The 16,061-nt window shown below is 72.3% G+C and carries 15 protein-coding genes; 3 read left to right on the top strand and 12 right to left on the bottom strand.

What is annotated here, in order from left to right:
• Positions 1 to 822 carry a tRNA (adenosine(37)-N6)-threonylcarbamoyltransferase complex dimerization subunit type 1 TsaB gene (gene tsaB, locus ACFWVV_RS06495; protein ID WP_384350027.1) on the bottom strand — a complete coding sequence of 274 codons (822 nt, stop codon included), beginning with the start codon at positions 820 to 822 and terminating at the stop codon, positions 1 to 3.
• Positions 823 to 967: 145 nt separating this feature from the next.
• Between tsaB and ACFWVV_RS06490 the strand changes: the two genes are divergently transcribed.
• Positions 968 to 1,543, top strand: coding sequence for a hypothetical protein (locus ACFWVV_RS06490; protein WP_384350024.1), 576 nt, complete (start codon positions 968 to 970; stop codon positions 1,541 to 1,543).
• A 62-nt stretch (positions 1,544 to 1,605) separates the two neighbouring features.
• Here the strand turns inward: ACFWVV_RS06490 and ACFWVV_RS06485 are convergent, their stop codons facing one another.
• The 4 genes from ACFWVV_RS06485 to alr form a co-directional block, all read right to left on the bottom strand.
• Positions 1,606 to 1,911, bottom strand: coding sequence for a hypothetical protein (locus ACFWVV_RS06485; protein ID WP_384350021.1), 306 nt, complete (start codon positions 1,909 to 1,911; stop codon positions 1,606 to 1,608).
• A 285-nt stretch (positions 1,912 to 2,196) separates the two neighbouring features.
• Complete coding sequence (tsaE, locus tag ACFWVV_RS06480) at positions 2,197 to 2,733, bottom strand: tRNA (adenosine(37)-N6)-threonylcarbamoyltransferase complex ATPase subunit type 1 TsaE (protein ID WP_384350017.1); 537 nt, start codon at positions 2,731 to 2,733, stop codon at positions 2,197 to 2,199.
• Positions 2,734 to 2,805: 72 nt separating this feature from the next.
• Entirely contained in the window at positions 2,806 to 4,032 is a 1,227-nt protein-coding gene (locus ACFWVV_RS06475; protein ID WP_384350013.1) for an alpha/beta fold hydrolase, read from the bottom strand.
• A gap of 31 nt (positions 4,033 to 4,063) precedes the next feature.
• Entirely contained in the window at positions 4,064 to 5,371 is a 1,308-nt protein-coding gene (alr, locus tag ACFWVV_RS06470; protein WP_384350163.1) for an alanine racemase, read from the bottom strand.
• A gap of 292 nt (positions 5,372 to 5,663) precedes the next feature.
• On the opposite strand from alr, the gene ACFWVV_RS06465 reads away from it, so the two are divergent.
• Positions 5,664 to 6,536, top strand: a complete 873-nt coding sequence (locus ACFWVV_RS06465) for a L,D-transpeptidase (RefSeq protein ID WP_384350010.1) — start codon at positions 5,664 to 5,666, stop codon at positions 6,534 to 6,536.
• A gap of 193 nt (positions 6,537 to 6,729) precedes the next feature.
• Here the strand turns inward: ACFWVV_RS06465 and ACFWVV_RS06460 are convergent, their stop codons facing one another.
• The 3 genes from ACFWVV_RS06460 to ACFWVV_RS06450 all read right to left on the bottom strand — a co-directional run bounded on the left by ACFWVV_RS06460 (position 6,730) and on the right by ACFWVV_RS06450 (position 9,998).
• Positions 6,730 to 8,388 carry a bifunctional ADP-dependent NAD(P)H-hydrate dehydratase/NAD(P)H-hydrate epimerase gene (locus ACFWVV_RS06460; protein ID WP_384350007.1) on the bottom strand — a complete coding sequence of 553 codons (1,659 nt, stop codon included), beginning with the start codon at positions 8,386 to 8,388 and terminating at the stop codon, positions 6,730 to 6,732.
• Between the two features lie 154 nt (positions 8,389 to 8,542).
• The gene (locus ACFWVV_RS06455) at positions 8,543 to 8,911 is read right to left on the bottom strand and encodes a holo-ACP synthase (RefSeq protein WP_384350004.1); all 369 of its coding nucleotides are present in this window, start codon (positions 8,909 to 8,911) and stop codon (positions 8,543 to 8,545) included.
• A gap of 298 nt (positions 8,912 to 9,209) precedes the next feature.
• Positions 9,210 to 9,998, bottom strand: coding sequence for a hypothetical protein (locus tag ACFWVV_RS06450; protein WP_384350001.1), 789 nt, complete (start codon positions 9,996 to 9,998; stop codon positions 9,210 to 9,212).
• Between the two features lie 344 nt (positions 9,999 to 10,342).
• On the opposite strand from ACFWVV_RS06450, the gene coaA reads away from it, so the two are divergent.
• Positions 10,343 to 11,320, top strand: a complete 978-nt coding sequence (coaA, locus tag ACFWVV_RS06445; protein WP_384349998.1) for a type I pantothenate kinase — start codon at positions 10,343 to 10,345, stop codon at positions 11,318 to 11,320.
• Positions 11,321 to 11,412: 92 nt separating this feature from the next.
• Here the strand turns inward: coaA and glmM are convergent, their stop codons facing one another.
• The 4 genes from glmM to ACFWVV_RS06425 all read right to left on the bottom strand — a co-directional run bounded on the left by glmM (position 11,413) and on the right by ACFWVV_RS06425 (position 15,874).
• The gene (glmM, locus tag ACFWVV_RS06440) at positions 11,413 to 12,771 is read right to left on the bottom strand and encodes a phosphoglucosamine mutase (protein ID WP_384349995.1); all 1,359 of its coding nucleotides are present in this window, start codon (positions 12,769 to 12,771) and stop codon (positions 11,413 to 11,415) included.
• A gap of 168 nt (positions 12,772 to 12,939) precedes the next feature.
• Positions 12,940 to 13,467: a 30S ribosomal protein S9 gene (rpsI, locus tag ACFWVV_RS06435; RefSeq protein ID WP_384349992.1), complete on the bottom strand. Its 528-nt coding sequence runs from the start codon at positions 13,465 to 13,467 to the stop codon at positions 12,940 to 12,942.
• Positions 13,468 to 13,511: 44 nt separating this feature from the next.
• Positions 13,512 to 13,955, bottom strand: coding sequence for a 50S ribosomal protein L13 (gene rplM / locus ACFWVV_RS06430; RefSeq protein ID WP_189821091.1), 444 nt, complete (start codon positions 13,953 to 13,955; stop codon positions 13,512 to 13,514).
• A 290-nt stretch (positions 13,956 to 14,245) separates the two neighbouring features.
• Positions 14,246 to 15,874, bottom strand: a complete 1,629-nt coding sequence (locus ACFWVV_RS06425) for an ABC-F family ATP-binding cassette domain-containing protein (protein WP_384349988.1) — start codon at positions 15,872 to 15,874, stop codon at positions 14,246 to 14,248.
• Positions 15,875 to 16,061 lie beyond the last annotated feature (187 nt).

The following is a 16,061-nucleotide window of genomic DNA, read 5'->3' as shown; positions in this document are numbered from 1 at the left end:
TCACTTGGGGGTGACCACCTTGTAGTTCTTGGGCACCTGGGCGTCGGGGCGGCGCAGGTAGAGGGGCAGCGGGGGCAGGAAGCCGTACCCGGTGGTCGGCTTCCCGCCGGCCTCGGTCCGCCCCTCTGGCGTCGGCTCCCCGCCGCTCTGCTCCTCTGCCGTCGGCTCACCGTCGCCCCGCTCCCCTGCCGCCGCTGTCCCGGCGGCCGTTTCACCGACGGGCGTTTTGCCCACGGCCTGCGCCCCGGCCGCCAGCCTCTCGGCGGCCAGGGACGCGAGTGCCGCGGCCGACACGTGCTCGGGGCCGCGCGCGTCGGGGAAGGCCTCGGGGTAGAGCAGCGCGCCCGCGCCGACCACCGGCAGCCCCGCGAGGCGCTCGGCGATGTCGGCGGGGCGGTCCACGGCGGGCTCGGTGGTGCGGGTGCGGGCGTCGTCGTAGCGCGCCCAGTAGACCTCCTTGCGGCGGGCGTCGGTGGCCACCGCGAAGGGGCCCTCGACACCGGCCTCGACCCCGGCCGCGTACGCCAGGGCGTCCAGCGTGCACAGGCCGTGGACCGGGACGCCGAGCGCGAATCCGAAGGTCTCCGCCGTCGCGAGCCCGACCCTCAGTCCGGTGTAGGGACCGGGGCCGACGCCCACGACGATGCCGGTGACGGCATCGAGTTTCAGCCCGGCCTCGCGCAGGGTCGCGTCGATCAGGGGCAGCAGCAGTTCCCCGTGCCGGCGGGCGTCGACCTGGGTGGTCTCGGCGACGACGGACCTGCCGTCGTGGAGGGCGGCGGTGACGGCGGGGGTGGCGGTATCAACAGCGAGCAGGAGCACGCAAACAGCCTACGGCCCACGCGGCGGAAGCACGGCGTCCGGACGGCTGGGGCGGCTGCTGCTACCGTCACGACAAAGTCGTGCGGAACCTCGTGCGGGCCGTCCGCGCAGGGGTCCGCGAGTGGTGATCGAAAGGTGCAGCAAGGTGGCTAGCAGCAGCTCGGGAATCGTGGCCGGGCTCACCGCCGGGGCACTCGCCGTCGTCGGCTTCCTCGCCTACCAGGCGTCGGCGAACGTGCCGGACACGGTGGCCATGCCCAGTGCGACCGCCTCGCCCACGGTTCCCCAGGGCAAGGGGAAGACGGCCAAGCCCTCGCCGCTCGCCCTGCCCGCGAACTCGGGTACGGGCACCCGGGTCGTGTACTCGCTGTCCGGCAAGCGGGTGTGGCTGGTGGACACCGAGGCCCCTGCGGCGGCGCGCCAGAAGCCGCCGACCTACCCGGTCGCGCCGAGCGCGGTCAGCCCCGCGCCGGACACCTACCGGGTCTCCACCCGCTCCCTGAAGGTCACGGGGTCGGACGGCAAGCCGGTGGAGCACGTGGTGCGGTTCACCAGCGTGGACGGCGTGACGGTCGGATTCAGCGCGGCGGTGGACGGCACGATGCCGGGCCCGGGCGCCTCTCCGCAGGAGGGGACGGGCGCGGTGCGGATGACCCGGGCGGACGCGAACCGGATGTGGGAGTTCGCGACGGTCAACGTCAAGGTCGTGGTCGTCCCGTAGCCCACAGGGGCCCTTCCCCTGCACCCTCCTCCGGAGAGTCCCCAGTACCCCCGGGGGGCCGTCTAAGCGGCGTCGCGCCGCTCGGCGGTCCCCTTTTCGGTGCCCGCTGCTCGCGTGTCCGTCGCACGTGTGCCGGCCGCACGCGTGACCGCCGTACCCGTGCCTGCCGGTTCCCCGGCCGGTGCCTTCTCGCGCGCCTTGTCCCCCGCCTTGTCGCGTGCCTTGTCCCGCGGCGGCGTGGAGACCGCCGTGGCCGCCGCGCACGAGGCGAGCAGCGCGCGCATGGTCACGGGGGCGCCGTCCGCAGGGCCCGTAGTGACGGGGGCAGGCGTCATGGGCTTCTCGACTTCTCGTTCCGGTGCCGACATGGACGCCTCCTGGGGCGACGGGGGCAGGCGCGACGGGAGCAGGCGCAGCGAGACGTGGTTAGGTATACCTAACCAAGGACTCCGGTCCCATGTGACCATGTCCGGGGCCCCCGACGCAACATCTTCCCGACAGCTTGTCGGAATGTACGGGGACAACGCGCGGCGGGGCGCCGGAGTTCCCACCTCCGGCGCCCCGCAGTCGTCGTACTTCCGTGTCCTGCAGTCGTGCTTCCGTGCCCCGCAGTCGTGCTTCCGCGTCCCTCAGTCGTGCTGCTTCCGCGTCCCTCAGGCCCCCAGCCCCGCCAGGTCCACCCGCGCCCAGCGCGCCCCGATCCCGTCCAGCCGGACCCGGCGTACGTCGTCGTCGGTGTCGCCCTTCGCGCGGTCGATCACCACGTGCAGCCGGTCGTCGGACAGTTCCTCGACCTTGCCCTCGCCCCACTCCACGACGATCACCGACTCGGGCAGCGACACGTCGAGGTCGAGGTCCTCCATCTCGTCGAGCCCGCCGCCGAGCCGGTAGGCGTCGACGTGGACCAGCGCGGGCCCCTGCGCGAGCGGCGGGTGCACGCGGGCGATGACGAAGGTCGGCGAGGTCACGGCGCCGCGCACCCCCAGTCCTGCGCCGAGACCGCGGGTGAGCGTGGTCTTGCCCGCGCCGAGCTCGCCGGTGAGCATCACCAGGTCGCCGGGGCGCAGCAGTGCGGCCAGCGCGCGCCCCAGCTCACCCATTTCGGCGGGCGAGTGGACGGTGAGGGAGTACGAGTGGACCGGGTCGGTACCGGGGGCGTGCTCAGCCGCCCCGCTGTGCGGTGCTTCCATGCCGGTCAACGTTAGGGCCTGTCCGGCGGAACGTGTCACGGGTCGGGGCGGCAGTGGGATCGTCGGCGCGTCTCACTGTCCGACAGGATCGGCCGGACAGGTGCGGGCCGTCGGCGGGACCGCCCCGACCCTGGCCAGCAGGTCCGCGAGACGGCCGTTCACCAGGTCGGGGTGTTCCAGCATCACCAGGTGACCGGCGTCCGGCACCACGACCAGTTCCGCGTCCGGCAGCAGCGCCGCGATGGCCTCGCTGTGCGAGCTGGGGGTGACCAGGTCCTTCGCCCCGGCCAGCACCAGCACCGGCACCTCGGCGAAGACCTGCAGCGCGACCGCCTTGTCGTGGTCCTGGAACGCCGGGTAGAACTCCGCGACCACGTCGATCGGGGTCCCCTCGATGAGCCGCTCGGCGAACCGCGCCACCGCCGGGTCCACGTCCCGCGACCCGAACGAGTACCGCTTGACTATCCCCGTGAACAGGTCGGCGGTCGCCCGCCGCCCCCGCTCGACCAGCTCCGCCTGCGAGCCCAGCGTGCGCAGCAGGCGGGGCAGGACGCGGCGCACCGCGTTCATCCCGGCGACCGGGAGCCCGAAGTTCACCTCGCCCATGTGTCCCGAGGACGTACCGATGAAGGCGACGCCGACGACGCGCTCGCGGATCAGTTCCGGGTACTGGTCGGCCAGCGCCATCACCGTCATGCCGCCCATCGAGTGCCCCACCAGCACCAGTGGCCCCTCAGGGGCCGCCACGTCGATGACGGCCTTGAGATCGCGGCCGAGCTGGTCGATGTCGACGGGCACGCCGTCGGCCTGGGCCGCTCCGCGCGCGGAGCGGCCGTGGCTGCGCTGGTCCCAGTGGACGGCGCGCACGGTGCCTCGCAGGGCGGCGCGCTGGAAGTGCCAGGAGTCCTGGTTGAGGCAGTAGCCGTGGCTGAAGACGACCGTGACCGGGGCGGACCCGCGGCGGCCGAAGAGCTTGCGGCGCTGCTTGGCCGAGTCCGCCTGCGGCTCGTCGCATTCGTAGTAGAGCTCGGTGCCGTCGTCGGCGAGAGCGGTGCCAGGGGTGCCGCGCAGGGCTCCGTACGGCCCGGCCGCGTCCAGGGCGAGACGGGCCTTCTTGCGCATGCCCCGGCCGACGGTGAGCCGCTCCATGGCGACACCGGCGGCCGCGCCCGCGGCGACCACGCCTATGGCGGCTCCGGCCAGTCCGGCCCGGCGCCAGGTGCCCGCCGGCGCGGCATCGGCCGCTTCGGCCGCCGCCAGTGCCGCGGCGACGACCCCCTCCGCACTGCTCTCGCTCACGTGCCGCTCCTCGCTGGTGCCTGGCTGCTGCCTACCGGTCCCTGGCCGGGCCCTCCCGGCCCTCCTGCCCACTGACGGCATCGTCACCGACGACCCCGCCGACGACATCGTCACCGACGCCGGCGCCTCCCCCGACGCCTCCGCCCTCTGCCGTCCCGCCATCCTCTTCGTTCACATAGACACGCGGAACACGTGGACCGATGCGCGTGACGATCTCGTACGCGATCGTGTCCGCGGCCTGCGCCCAGTCCGCGGCGGTCGGCTCGCCCCGCTCTCCCGACCCGAACAGGACTGCTTCTGCCCCGGCCGCAAGGGTCTCACCGCCGAGATCGACCACGAACTGGTCCATCGCGATCCGTCCGCGGGCCCGCCGCCACCGGCCGCCGACCAGCACCGGGCCGCGCCCGGACGCGTTGCGCGGGACGCCGTCCCCGTAACCCACCGGGATCAGGCCGAGGGTGGTGTCCCGCTCGGTGATGTAGTGATGGCCGTAGCTCACGCCGTGACCCGCGGGAACGTCCTTCACCAGGGCCACGGAAGCGGCCAGCTTCATCACCGGCCGCAGCCCCAGCTCGGCGGGTGTGCCCAGCTCCGGGCTCGGCGACACCCCGTAGATCGCGATTCCGGTCCGTACGAGATCGAAGTGCGACTGCGGCAGGGTCAGGGTCGCCGGCGAGTTGGCGAGGTGGCGCACCTCGGGGGCCAGGCCCTGGGCCTCCGCGTAGCCCACCATCTCGCGGAAGGCGGTGAGCTGGAGCTCGATGGACGGGTGGCCGGGCTCGTCCGCGCACGCGAAGTGCGACCACAGACCGGTCACCCGGACGGTGCCCTCGGCCTCGGCGGCACGGGCGGCGGCCACGAGCTCGGGCCAGTCGGCGGGCTGGCAGCCGTTGCGTCCGAGGCCGGTGTCGGCCTTGAGCTGGATCCTGGCGGTGCGTCCAAGGGTGCGGGCGGCAGCGGTGACCTCGCGCAGCGCCCACATGCCGCTGATCCCCAGGTCGAGATCCGCCTCGATGGCCTCGCGCCAGGGCCCGCCCGGGGTCCAGAGCCAGCACATCACACGGGCCCGGTCGGGGGTGATCCCGGCGGCGCGCAACGCGAGGGCCTCGTGCGGAGTGGCCGTGCCGAGCCAGGTCGCGCCGGCGGCCAGGGCCGCGCGGGCGCAGGGCAGCGCCCCGTGCCCGTACGCGTCCGACTTCACGACGGCCATCAGTGCGGCGTGCGGGGCGCGCTCGCGCAGCGAACGGACGTTGGCGCGCAGCGCGGCAAGGTCGATCTCTGCGCGGGCGCGCAGGGGGGCACCCACCGTCGCCGGTGTCGTCGGCCGACTCGTCGCCATGCTCATCACGTCGCTCGCCACGGTCTCGTCTCTCAAGGTCATCCCGCCCAGTCTCGCAGAGGGGTACGACAGGCCCAGCCGGGGCGGGGACCCTGGTGACCCACGCCACCCGACTCCCCGCGGCGTCAGCTGCCTGTGCGTATGCGCGTCTTCACGTCATGTCACACATTTGGCCCGGGCGTTCACCCGCCCGGCGAGCCGTGCCTGGCGCGCGGGGCGGCGGGGCCGCCGGATGGGACGAGAGGCGGGCCCCTGTCGGGGTGCCGCCGTTCGCCGGAGGAGCTGAGGAACCATGAGGGCCACCCGCCCCGCCCGTATATCCGCGCTGGCCGCACTCGTCTCCGTGGGGGCGGCCTTCCCGGCCGCGTCGGCGGCGGCCGAGACGTCCCTCGCCTCCCCCCGCCCCGTCACACCGGCAGTGCTCCCGGCAGCAGCGCCGGAGCCGCCGTGCACCGCCCCCACCGGCCCGTACCAGAAGGAACTGGAACGCAAGCTGCGCCTCACGGTCGACGGCAAGCAGTCACCGGCGGACTGCGTCGCCATCCGCAGGCTCCAGCGGCAGCTGAACATCGTCCCGGCGGACGGCCGCGCGACCGCGAAGACGTACGGCCTGCTGCTGGTCCGCGAGGCCCGCAGCAACCCCAACGCGGCGGGCCGGTGCCCGGTCCGCAGCTACTCCGTCACCTGCGTGGACCTCCCCCGCCAGCTCCTGTGGGTGCAGGTCGGCAGAAGGGTCACCTTCGCCCCGGTGCCGATCCGCAGCGGTATCCGTGGACACGAGACCCGTACCGGCTGGCACCGGGTCTACTGGAAGCACAAGAACCACTTCTCCACCATCTACAACAACGCCCCCATGCCGTACAGCCAGTTCTTCAGCGGCGGTCAGGCGCTGCACGGCACGTATGGCGACCTCTTCGAGGCGGGCTCCGGCGGCTGCGTGAACCTCTATGTGCACGACGCGGAACGCCTGTGGAAGAAGCTCGGCGTCGGCAGCAGGATCTACGTCTGGGGCGCCAAGCCGGGCACCGACGTCCGCGGGAAGCGGGACGGCCGCCTCACGGACGACGAGCTGATCATCCAGGGCTTCGGCGGCGAGCACATCCCGGTGGAATGGACCCTGAACACTCCACTGACGCCCGGCCTGTCACCGGCGGCCACGCCCTGACCCGCACCACGACACGAGTGCGGGGCGCAGGGGTGTGACGGGGAGCCGCACGCGCCTGGCGGTGCGTGCGGCTCCCCGCGTCCCGGGGCAGGGCGCGGGGAACCGGGCGGTTCGGGGGAACAGCCGAGGGCGGGGTCAGGCCATGCCTGGCCCGGACCGTGCCGGGTCTCAGGCCCTTCAGCCCCACCAAGCCTCAGCAGACCCGCACACCCCGCCAAGCCTCCGCGAGTCCCTCCGCCACGTCCATCGCCGAAATGGGCGCTCCCCGGGCCGCCCCCCGCCCCGCCAGCCCGTGCAGGTACGCGCCGGCCGACGCCGCGTCGAGCGCGGGCAGCCCGGCCGCCAGCAGCGCCCCGATCAGCCCGGACAGCACATCGCCGCTGCCGGCCGTGGCCAGCCATCCCGTCCCGGTCGGATTGACCCGCACCGGCCCCGGCCCACCGCCCGCAGGGCCCCCGTCCGCGGGCTCAACGCCCGCCAGGTCAACGCCCAGAGCGCCCCCGCCCGCAGGGTCACCACCCGCAGGCCCGCTTCCCCCCAGCTCCCCGTCCGACCCGTCCGCGCCGCCCGGCGGGCCCGGCGGGCCCGGCGGGCCCGGCGGGCCCGGCGGGCCCGCGACCAGCGTGGTCGATCCCTTGAGCAGCACCGTCGCCCCGTACAACACCGCCAGCTTTCGTACCGAGTCGAGCCGTTGCTGCTCCACCGCCTCCCGCTCCACGCCGAGCAGCCGTGCCGCCTCTCCCGCGTGCGGTGTCAGCACGGTGGCCGCACGGCGCGCACGTACCGTCTCCGGGTCGAGTCCGCGCAGCCCGTCGGCGTCCACCAGGACGGGTACGTCGGCCGCCAGCACCTCACCCAGCGCGTCCTTCGCCCCGTCGTCGAGCCCGGGGCCGATCACCCACGCCTGCACCCGCCCTGCCTCTCCCGGCGCACCCGTGCTGACCAGCGTCTCGGGGAAGCGCGCCAGCACCGCGTCGCCGCCCTCCCCGACGTACCGCACCGCCCCGGCGCCGCCCCGCAGCGCACCCGCCACGGCCAGCACGGCGGCCCCCGGGTAGCGGTCCGAACCGGCCACCACGCCTACGACCCCCCGCCGGTACTTGTCGCTCCCCGCGGCCGGTACGGGCAGCAGCCGCGCCACGTCCGCGTGCTGGAGCGCCTCGACCGCGCCCGGCACCCCGGCGGTCTCAAGACCGAGGTCGACGAACCGCAGCGCACCCGCGCACTCCCGGGCCGGATCGATGAGCAGCCCCGGTTTGTACGCCCCGAAGGTCACGGTCACGTCCGCGTGCACGCACTCCCCGTCGACCCGCCCGCTGTCCGCGTCGACGCCACTGGGCAGGTCCACCGCCAGCAGCACCGCCCCGGACCGCTCGGCGGCCCGCACCAGCGGCACCGCCTCGTCCCGCAGCCCACCCCGGCCTCCGATGCCGGTGATCGCGTCGAGTACGAGACCGGCCCGGGCGATCGCGGTGTACGCGGCGGACCCGGCTCCCGCCGCGCCCCCCTCGTGCACCTCGTGCGGGCGGTGCGGCCCGGGTACGACCCGGCCGCCGGCCCCGCGCAGCGCGGCGAGCCCGCCCTCGTGCGCCCGCCCGCGCGCGTCGACGAGGACGGCGGTCACCCCGGCACCGCGCCGGGCCAGCCGCGCACCTGCGTACAGGGCGTCACCCCCGTTGTCCCCGCTGCCCACGAGCAGCACGACCCGGGCCCCGTACACCTTCCCCAGCACATCGGCGCAGGCGGCAGCCAGCCCGGCAGCCGCCCGCTGCATCAGTACCCCGTCGCCCAGGCGGGCCATCAGCTCCCGCTCGGCCCCCCGCACCGTCTCCACACTCCACGCAGTCCGCATGCCCCGAGTCTGCTCCACGCCCGCCGACCCCACACCCCAAGGCCCACCCGCCCCACCACGACGTCCCGCCTCTCGCGTTCCGCCCTCGCATGCCGTCTCTCGCGTTGCGCCCCTCGCTGCCGCCTCTCGCGTTCCGCCCCTCGCGTTCTGCTCCCTATGCCTCCGCGATCACCACTGCCGAAGCCACCCCCGCGTCATGGCTGAGCGACACGTGCCAGGACCGCACCCCCAGCGCCGCCGCCCGCGCCGCCACGCTCCCCGAGACCCGCAGCCGCGGCTGCCCCGACTCCTCCACGTACACCTCCGCGTCCGTCCACAGCAGCCCCGCCGGCGCCCCCAGCGCCTTGGCCAGCGCCTCCTTGGCGGCAAACCGGGCCGCCAACGAGGCCACCCCGCGCCGCTCCCCGCTCGGCAGCATCAACTCCCTTTCCACGAAGAGCCGTTCGGCCAGTTGCGGCGTACGCTCCAGCGCCGCCCCGAACCGCTCGATCTCGGCGACGTCGATGCCGACCCCAACAATCACGTGCTCACTCCAGATGTCTCCGGCCATTGAGGCCACCGCGCCATTTCGGATCCCGGGCCCCCCGCCCCACCCAGCAGCGTAGGCCGCCGGGGCCGCCACCCCGGGACCCCGGACAGCACAGAACCGTGCATCGGAAACCCAGGAACCCCCACAGCACAGAACCCCGCCCCGGCCCGAAGGCCGGAACGGGGTTCCGCGACCGGGGAGCACCCCACCGAGCGGTCAGCCCGGCTTCCTCAGCTGCGCCCCGATCACCTCAATCAGCCCAGCTTCCTCAGCTGCGCCCCGATCACCTCAATCAGCCCAGCTTCTTCAGCTGCGCCTCGATCACCGCGGTCGGCTGCGCCTTGACCGTGCCGCCCAGGCTGATCGTGGAGAAGGTGGCCAGCGTGCTGCCCTTGCGTACGGCCGCCAGCTTCAGAACAACGTCGCTTCCGTCGCCCTCCATGGTGATCGTCCAGCCCTGCGCCTCGTCGCCGCCCGTCACCTGGTCAGGCACGATCTTCTTGATCTTGATCTTCTCGCCGGCCTGCTCACCGCTGAAGCCGCCCGAGCACGTCTGCGCGGCCTTGCCGAGTGCGGTGTAGGCGTCCTGCGCGCCCTTGGCCTCGTACGAGGCGAGCACGTCGGCGGTGACCGGCTGGGTGAGCGCGTTCAGACCGGCCTTCGCCTTCTCCTCCTCGGTGGCCTTCGGGTCGGTCTTCGTCTTCGCGGGCTTCTCGACCGCCTTGCGCAGCAGGTGTGCGACCGGCTTACCGGACGGCACGGCGGAGAAGGTGTCCAGCAGCGGCTTGCACTCGGCCTTGTCGGTCTTGACGGCACCCGGCGGGACCTCATCCGCCTTCGTGCCCTTCGTCACCAGGTGCGTCGTCAGGTCGGCCTGCTCGATGGCCGCCTTCTCCAGCTCGGCCGCCGTCAGGGCCTTGGCCGCCGGCTCCTCCTTCGCGGGAGCGCTCGGCGAGCCCTTGGCGTCGCCCTTCGCCGGGGCGTCGGCGGACTTGTCGGCCCCGCATGCCCCCACCAGCAGGGTCAGCGACACGGCGGACACGACGGCGACGGCATGACGACGGAACAACGTACGGCGCATGAAAGGGTTCCTCCGGAAGAGAACAACGGAAATCGGTGAGCACACCGGCCCGACGAGCCGAAATCAGCCGAGCCGAACAACGGTCCCCCCGCGCGCAGTTCGCTCGGCCTGTCTCACGCGGAATCTGTTGTGCTCATGCAATGTAGAGCCTCTTCACCAGCCGGAACATTGAATTCCTGGCCGGCCCCGTGATCGTGACAAGCGTGCGACCCCTCATCGCCCCAATCGAGATCCAGCCGCGTACAACCCTCCGCCGTACAACCCTCCCCCGGAGCCCCTCCCACGTGACCGAGCCCACCACGCCCGACCGACCGGAACCGCCCCGCAGCCCCGACAATGACTTGGTGATCACTTCGCCGCCACGAAGCTCCCCCCGCCGGGCCGAGTCGTCCCCGTACCTGGACCTCACCCGCGCCGAGTGGAGCGCCCTGCGCGAGAAGACGCCGCTGCCCCTCACCGCCGAGGAGGTCGAGCGGCTGCGCGGTCTGGGCGACGTCATCGACCTCGACGAGGTGCGCGACATCTACCTCCCGCTCTCCCGCCTCCTGAACCTGTACGTGGGGGCCACCGGCAATCTGCGCGGCGCCCTCAACACCTTCCTCGGCGAGAACGGCACCCAGCGCGGCACGCCCTTCGTCATAGGGGTCGCGGGCAGCGTCGCCGTCGGAAAGTCCACGGTCGCCCGTCTCCTCCAGGCCCTGCTGGCCCGCTGGCCGGAACACCCGCGGGTGGAGCTGGTCACCACGGACGGCTTCCTGTACCCGATGCGGGAGCTGGAGAAGCGCGGCCTGATGGCCCGCAAGGGCTTCCCCGAGTCGTACGACCGCCGCGCCCTGACCCGCTTCGTCGCCGACGTGAAGGCCGGCAAGGACGAGGTCACCGCCCCCGTCTACTCCCACCTGATCTACGACATCGTCCCCGACGAACGCCTCACCGTGCACCGCCCGGACATCCTGATCGTCGAGGGCCTCAACGTCCTGCAGCCCGCCCTGCCCGGCAGCGACGGCCGGACCCGGGTCGGCCTCGCCGACTACTTCGACTTCTCGGTGTACGTCGACGCCCGCCCCGAGGACATCGAGCAGTGGTACCTCAACCGGTTCCGCAAGCTGCGCGCCACCGCCTTCCAGAACCCGTTCTCCTACTTCCGCAAGTACACCCAGGTCTCCGAGGAGGAGGCGATGGCGTACGCCCGCAACACCTGGCGCACCATCAACCGCCCCAACCTCCTGGAGAACGTGGCCCCCACCCGGGGCCGCGCCACGCTGATCGTCCGCAAGGGCCCCGACCACAAGATCCAGCGTCTCTCCCTGCGCAAGCTCTGACGGTTCCGGTACGTACGGGAGGGGCCCGGCCGGTGCACTCCCGGTCGGGCCCCTCCCGTACGTGCCATCACTCACCCGCGGTGCGGGGCCGCTCAGCCCAGCGCGGACTTCACCACGTCGGCCAGCCGCTCGGCGACGGCCTTCGCCTGCTCGGTGTCGGCGGCCTCGACCATCACCCGCACCAGCGGCTCGGTGCCGGACGGGCGCAGCAGCACCCGGCCCGTGGAGCCCAGCTCGCGCTCGGCCTCGGCGACGGCCGTGGCCAGCTCCGCCGACGTACCGACCCGCGACTTGTCGACGTCGGGAACGTTGATGAGGATCTGCGGCAGCCGCGTCATGACGCCCGCGAGGTCCGCGAGGGTGCGGCCGGTGGCGGCGACCCGGGCGGCCAGCATCAGGCCGGTGAGGGTGCCGTCGCCGGTGGTGGCGTGGTCCAGGACGATGACGTGTCCGGACTGCTCGCCGCCGAGCGCGTAGCCGTGCTCCTTCATCGACTCCAGGACGTAGCGGTCGCCGACACCGGTCTGGACGACCTCGATGCCCTCGGCCTCCATGGCCAGCTTGAAGCCGAGGTTGGACATCACGGTGCCCACCACGGTGTTCTTGCGGAGCTGTCCCGCCTCGCGCATGGCGAGCGCGAGGACGGCGAGGATCTGGTCGCCGTCGACCTCGTTGCCCTGGGCGTCGACGGCCAGGCAGCGGTCGGCGTCACCGTCGTGCGCGACACCGAGGTCGGCGCCCTGCTCGACGACGGCGGCCTTCAGGTGCTCCATGTGGGTGGAGCCGTAGCCGTCGTTGATGTTGAGGCCGTCCGGCTCGGCGCCGATGGTGACGATCTCCGCGCCGGCCCTGGCGAACGCCTCGGGCGACACGCGGGAGGCCGCACCGTGCGCCTCGTCGAGGACGACCTTCAGGCCGTCGAGACGGTTGGGAAGCACCCCCATCAGGTGGGCGATGTATTTGTCGAAGCCCTCGTCGTAGTCGGCGACCCGGCCGACGCCCGCGCCGGTCGGACGGTCCCAGGCCTCGCCGCCGCGGTGCTGGTCGTAGATCTTCTCGATCCGCGCCTCCAGCTCGTCGGCCAGCTTGTGGCCGCCGCGGGCGAAGAACTTGATGCCGTTGTCGGGCATCGCGTTGTGGCTCGCGGAGAGCATCACGCCGAGGTCGGCACCCAGCGCACCGGTGAGATACGCCACCGCGGGGGTGGGCAGCACACCGACGCGCAGGACGTCCACGCCCGCGCTCGCCAGACCGGCCACCACGGCGGCCTCCAGGAACTCTCCCGAGGCCCTCGGGTCACGGCCGACCACGGCCGTGGGCCGGTGGCCCGCAAAAGTACCGGCCTCGGCGAGCACATGCGCCGCCGCGACCGACAGGCCGAGCGCCAGCTCCGCCGTCAGATCCGCATTGGCCACGCCGCGCACACCGTCGGTGCCGAAGAGTCGTCCCACAGCTGTCCTCCGAAATACTCCGAAAACGCAAAACCCCTGAGCGCTTTCTGCCCGTTATACGCCCGAGGGGATCGATAAGGATCAATCCGAACTAAACGAACGCCCCGGTGGCACGGAAAGTGCCACCGGGGCGAACGGTGAAGCGTTGTGCGGCCAGCAGGCGCGTGATTAACGCTTGCTGTACTGCGGCGCCTTGCGGGCCTTCTTGAGACCGGCCTTCTTGCGCTCGACCGCACGGTCGTCGCGGGAGAGGAAGCCGGCCTTCTTCAGGATGGCGCGGTTGTTGTCGACGTCGGCCTCGTTCAGCGCACGGGCGACACCGAGACGGAGCGCACCGGCCTGACCGGACACACCGCCACCGGAGATACGGGCGACGACGTCGTAGCGGTCGTCCAGCTCGAGCACCTTGAAGGGCTCGTTGACTTCCTGCTGGTGGACCTTGTTCGGGAAGTAGTCCTCGAGCGTACGCCCGTTGATCTTCCACTTGCCGGTGCCCGGAACGATCCGGACGCGGGCGATGGCGTTCTTGCGACGGCCAAGGCCGGCGGCGGGCTGCGGGTCGCCGAAGCGGCCGGCGAGCGACTCGCTGGTGTACTCGCCCTCGACGGGAACCTCCGACTCGAAGGTGGTCACCTCAGCGAAGGTCTCTTCGCCCTCGGTGCCCTCGACGGGGTTCTCAACAGTGGTCTCGGCCACGATTCTCCTCAGATCTTTCTGTACGTCTTAGGGGGTGGCCGGAACTACTGCGCGACCTGGGTGATCTCGAACGGGACCGGCTGCTGGGCAGCGTGCGGGTGCGTGTCGCCCGCGTAGACCTTCAGCTTCGAGAGCATCTGACGGCCCAGGGTGTTCTTGGGGATCATGCCCTTGATGGCCTTCTCGACGGCCTTCTCGGGGCTCTTCTCCATGAGCTCGTCGTAGCGCATGGAGCGGAGGCCGCCCGGGAAGCCGGAGTGGCGGTACGCCATCTTCTGGGTCTTCTTGTTGCCCGACAGGTGGATCTTGTCGGCGTTGATGATGATGACGAAGTCACCCATGTCCATGTGCGGGGCATAGGTCGGCTTGTGCTTGCCTCGCAGGAGGTTCGCTGCCGTGGTCGCCAGACGACCCAGGACGATGTCCTGAGCGTCAATGATGTGCCACTGGCGAGTGACATCGCCGGGCTTGGGGCTGTACGTACGCACTTCGTAGCCTTCGCTTCTTCAGTGGATGGGATCCAGACACACCTGAAGCGATCATGCAGCTGGGGCTCGCAATGCCGGGACGCCGCCCGTATGCGAGCCACTGGTAACTGCTCCAGGGAACCTACGCACGGGCCCTTCGCGTGAAAACGCTACTGCCCATACGTATAACAACCCCTGACACTACCCGCGCCCCCCCGGACGGGTCAAAACGTCCCACCCCGGCACCCTCCCCGCAGCCCCCTCGGGCGGCGGGGCCACCCGCACCCCTACTCCCCCCGCCCCCCCGAGCGTCAGCGAGCCCGCTCCACCCTCCGCTCATCCCACACCGGCTCCGCCGTCTCCCGCACGACCCCGTCCGACCCGAAGACCAGATACCGGTCGAAGGACTTCGCGAACCACCGGTCGTGGGTGACGGCCAGCACCGTCCCCTCGTACGCCTCCAGCCCCTCCTGCAACGCCTCCGCCGACTCCAGGTCCAGGTTGTCCGTCGGCTCGTCGAGCAGCAGCGCCGTCGTCCCCCGCAGCTCCAGCAGCAGGATCTGGAACCGCGCCTGCTGCCCGCCCGACAGCCGCTCGAAGCCCTGGTCGCCCTGCCCCTCCAGCTCGTACCGCCGCAGCACGGACATCGCGCCGCCACGGTCCTTGGAGTGCTCGGCCCACAGGATGTCGACGAGGGTCCGCCCCATCAGCTCCGGATGCGCGTGCGTCTGCGCGAAGTGCCCGGCCACCACCCGGGCCCCCAGCTTCCACTTCCCCGTGTGCCTGACGTCGTCCCCGGCCAGCAGCCGCAGGAAGTGCGACTTCCCTGACCCGTTCGATCCGAGGACCGCGACCCGCTCCCCGTAGAAGACCTCCAGGTCGAAGGGCTTCATCAGGCCGGTCAGCTCCAGCCCCTCGCACGTCACCGCCCGCACCCCGGTGCGTCCGCCGCGCAGCCGCATCGTGATGTCCTGCTCGCGCGGCGGCTCCGGCGGCGGCCCGACCTCCTCGAACTTCCGCAGCCTGGTCTGCGCGGCGGCGTACCGGGACGCCAGCTCGTGGCTGATGGATGCCGCCTGCCGCAGGTTCAGCACCAGCTTCTTCAGCTGCGCGTGCTTCTCGTCCCAGCGCCGGCGCAGTTCCTCGAAGCGGGCGAAACGCTCCTTGCGCGCCTCGTGGTACGTGTCGAAGCCCCCGCCGTGGATCCACACCTCGGACCCCGTCGGGCCCGGCTCCACGCTCGCGATCTTCTCCGCCGCCCGCGACAGCAGCTCCCTGTCGTGGCTGACGAACAGGACCGTCTTGCGGGTCTCCTTGAGCTTGCCCTCCAGCCACCGCTTGCCGGGCACGTCCAGGTAGTTGTCCGGCTCGTCGAGCAGCAGCACCTCGTCGGGCCCGCGCAGCAGCGCCTCCAGCACCAGCCGCTTCTGCTCGCCGCCGCTGAGCGTGCGCACCTCCCGCCACTGCGCCTTCTCGTACGGAATGCCCAGCGCGGCCATGGTGCACATGTCCCAGACCGTCTCGGCCTCGTACCCCTGCACCTCGGCCCAGTCGCTGAGCGCCTGCGCGTACTCCATCTGCGCGGCCTCGTCGTCGCGCTCGAGAATCGCGGCCTCGGCCTTGTCCACGGCGCCGGCCGCTGTCCGGATCCGCGGCTGCGCCACCGAAACTAGCAGGTCACGCACGGTCCGCTCGTCGCGCACCGAACCCACGAACTGCCCCATCACCCCGAGCCCGCCACTCACGGTGACCGAGCCGCCGTGAGCCTGCAGCTCGCCCGCGATGATCTTCAGCAGGGTCGTCTTGCCCGCTCCGTTGGGCCCCACCAGGGCCACCACGGCCCCCTCGCCCACCCGGAACGAGACGTCTCCGAGCAGCACCCGCCCGTCCGGCAAGTAGTACTCGACGTGTCCGACCTCAAGATGTCCCATGCGCATCATTCTCGCCGTCCACCGCACCGCCTCCCAACCGGATTACGGTGCCGCCGGCCCGCACACCCCGCACGCGCCGGTACGGGCGGACGAGCGGGCGGCCCCGGGCACCCGGCGCGGAAGCGGCACGCCGGGTCCGAGTCGTTAGGATGCGCGGCATGAGCTTCGGGCATGGGGGACCCTCCGGCGGCCCCGC

It is taken from the genome of Streptomyces sp. NPDC058663 (assembly GCF_042716745.1).
Lineage (GTDB): Bacteria > Actinomycetota > Actinomycetes > Streptomycetales > Streptomycetaceae > Streptomyces.
Note: the sequence above shows the minus strand (reverse complement) of the source record. Positions and strands in the feature narration are given on the sequence as shown.

Excerpts from the sequence above, each read along its gene's own strand:
- ACFWVV_RS06460 (WP_384350007.1), bottom strand. The coding sequence starts at position 8,388 with ATGCGGACTGCGTGGAGTGTGGAGACGGTGCGGGGGGCCGAGCGGGAG.
- ACFWVV_RS06450 (WP_384350001.1), bottom strand. The coding sequence starts at position 9,998 with ATGCGCCGTACGTTGTTCCGTCGTCATGCCGTCGCCGTCGTGTCCGCC.
- ACFWVV_RS06485 (WP_384350021.1), bottom strand. The coding sequence starts at position 1,911 with ATGTCGGCACCGGAACGAGAAGTCGAGAAGCCCATGACGCCTGCCCCC.
- ACFWVV_RS06465 (WP_384350010.1), top strand. The coding sequence starts at position 5,664 with ATGAGGGCCACCCGCCCCGCCCGTATATCCGCGCTGGCCGCACTCGTC.
- alr (WP_384350163.1), bottom strand. The coding sequence starts at position 5,371 with ATGGCGACGAGTCGGCCGACGACACCGGCGACGGTGGGTGCCCCCCTG.
- ACFWVV_RS06425 (WP_384349988.1), bottom strand. The coding sequence starts at position 15,874 with ATGATGCGCATGGGACATCTTGAGGTCGGACACGTCGAGTACTACTTG.
- tsaE (WP_384350017.1), bottom strand. The coding sequence starts at position 2,733 with ATGGAAGCACCGCACAGCGGGGCGGCTGAGCACGCCCCCGGTACCGAC.